This window comes from Roseomonas mucosa ATCC BAA-692, from assembly GCF_000622225.1.
Classification (GTDB): Bacteria; Pseudomonadota; Alphaproteobacteria; order Acetobacterales; family Acetobacteraceae; genus Roseomonas; species Roseomonas mucosa.
Genome location: NZ_JHWD01000073.1, coordinates 1 through 1,808, shown reverse-complemented (window position 1 = coordinate 1,808; position 1,808 = coordinate 1). Strand labels below are relative to the sequence as shown.

Genomic DNA, 1,808 nt, shown 5'->3' with positions numbered 1-1,808 from the left:
GCGGCTCAATCGCCGCCCAGAGATCATCAGAAACCAAAGGCTTCGCCATGCCCACAGAAACGCATCATACCGGGTTTAGTTAGGCGCTCTAAACAGCCCGCCTCTGGAATCCGGCAGTTGCCCGGTAACTGGCGGCGACCCGCTCAAGCTCTTCCGCGGCGATCAGATCCTCGATCCGGTCATCGGGGCCTTTGACGATGGCATCGGCGATGTCCAGAACCTGCTCGGGACCGCCCTTGCGGTTCATCAGCACGACATTCGTGGCCACTGGCCGGCGCTCGGCCTCATAGGCCTGGAGCCCGCCGGGACCTGGATCGGCCGCCAGGCTATCGGCCAGGACGCGGCCGTCGATGATCGCCTGACTGGCACCATTGGCGCCGATCGGATACATTGGATGAGCGGCATCACCCAGCAACGTAACCCGGCCATCGGTCCAGAATGGCAGCGGGTCACGGTCGATCATCGGGAATTCCGTCACCGAAGGCGCGCCCCGCATGATCGCCACCAGATCCATGTCGTTCATGCTGAAGTCCTTGAACGGCGTGATGTAATCCAGCGTGGCGCCCCGGGACCAGTCGGCATCCTGGATATGGCGCGGCCGGTCCACCCGGACCTCAGCAACCCAGTTGGTCAGCGCCTTGCCTTGCTTGCGGGCCTTTTCACTGATCGGATAGGTCACGAACTTCACATCGTGATTGCCGGCAATCACCATCGTGCGGCCGTCGCCGATCATGTCCATCTCGGTTGCGCCGCGGAACATCATCGTGCCCTCATAGCACACGGGCCCTTCGTTCGGATGCATCTGCGCCCGCACCTTCGAGCGCAGGCCTTCGGCATCGATCAGGAGATCGGCTTCCTGATCGGAACCATCCTCGAACAACACCGTCACCTTGTCGCTGTCCTGGCGATAGCCTTTGACGGGTTTACCCGCCTTGACCGCGTCGGAACCCAGACGTTCGCGCACCGCGTCAAACAGAAGAAACTGCAGTTCGCCGCGATGAATCGAATACTGGGGCGCTGAGAAACCTGCTTCCACGTTTCGCGGATCGGACTGGATCAGATGGCCGAAGCGGGTGCGGTACTCAACACAACGGGTGCGCACGGCGATTTCGTCGAGGGCCGGGCCAAGAGCCAGCTTATGGAGCACTTCGGACGAATGGGGCATGACGTTGATGCCGACGCCCAGCGGTTTCATCTGAGGCACAGCCTCGAAGATGCGAATGTCACCGAAGCCTTTCGCATGAAGGCAAAGCGCGGCCGTCAGTCCACCGATACCGGCGCCCGCAATCACGATTCCGGTCATGTGGTCTTCCTCCCCATGGCTTTTGAAGGAAACGGTCCATTCAGTCCGTTCCTGCTGCTTCTCCAAGTGCAATCTGACGGGAAGGCTGAGTAGGCGGCAATCGAACCTTCTGATAAAAACTAGCACATTTTCAACCTTGGAGATGTCAATGACGGAAAGTCTCCCAGATCGCGGAAAGTACGTTCTGGGCGATGTCTCTGCCCATGTCGGCTTCCTGAACTGTGAGCGTATTTCTGACCGTAGCCACATCCATGGCTGGCGGGTCGACGAACACTACCATGAGGGCCTGGCCCAGCTTTTCGTTTTTCAGGAAGGGCGGGTGGAGGGGCGGATCGACTACGCGCAGTGTTCCATAGATGGCCCCGCCGTGGCCTGGATGCCTGCGCTCTGCAATCATTCCTTCGTTTATCCTGTGGAACGGCATGGAATAGGAACCCTGTTGGAGGGGTGATCGGCGTCCAAACGGGACCCCACTGACGGCGGGGTTCACAGTGGTTCCCGGGAT

The 1,808-nt window shown here is 60.2% G+C and carries 2 protein-coding genes; both read right to left on the bottom strand.

What is annotated here, in order from left to right; genetic code table 11:
- Nucleotides 1-88: 88 nt before the first annotated feature.
- Entirely contained in the window at nucleotides 89-1,303 is a 1,215-nt protein-coding gene (locus BT98_RS0120175; protein WP_019463264.1) for a flavin-dependent oxidoreductase, read from the bottom strand.
- A 145-nt stretch (nucleotides 1,304-1,448) separates the two neighbouring features.
- Nucleotides 1,449-1,808: hypothetical protein (locus BT98_RS27660; protein ID WP_211254418.1), on the bottom strand; the 360-nt coding region annotated here is incomplete at its 5' end.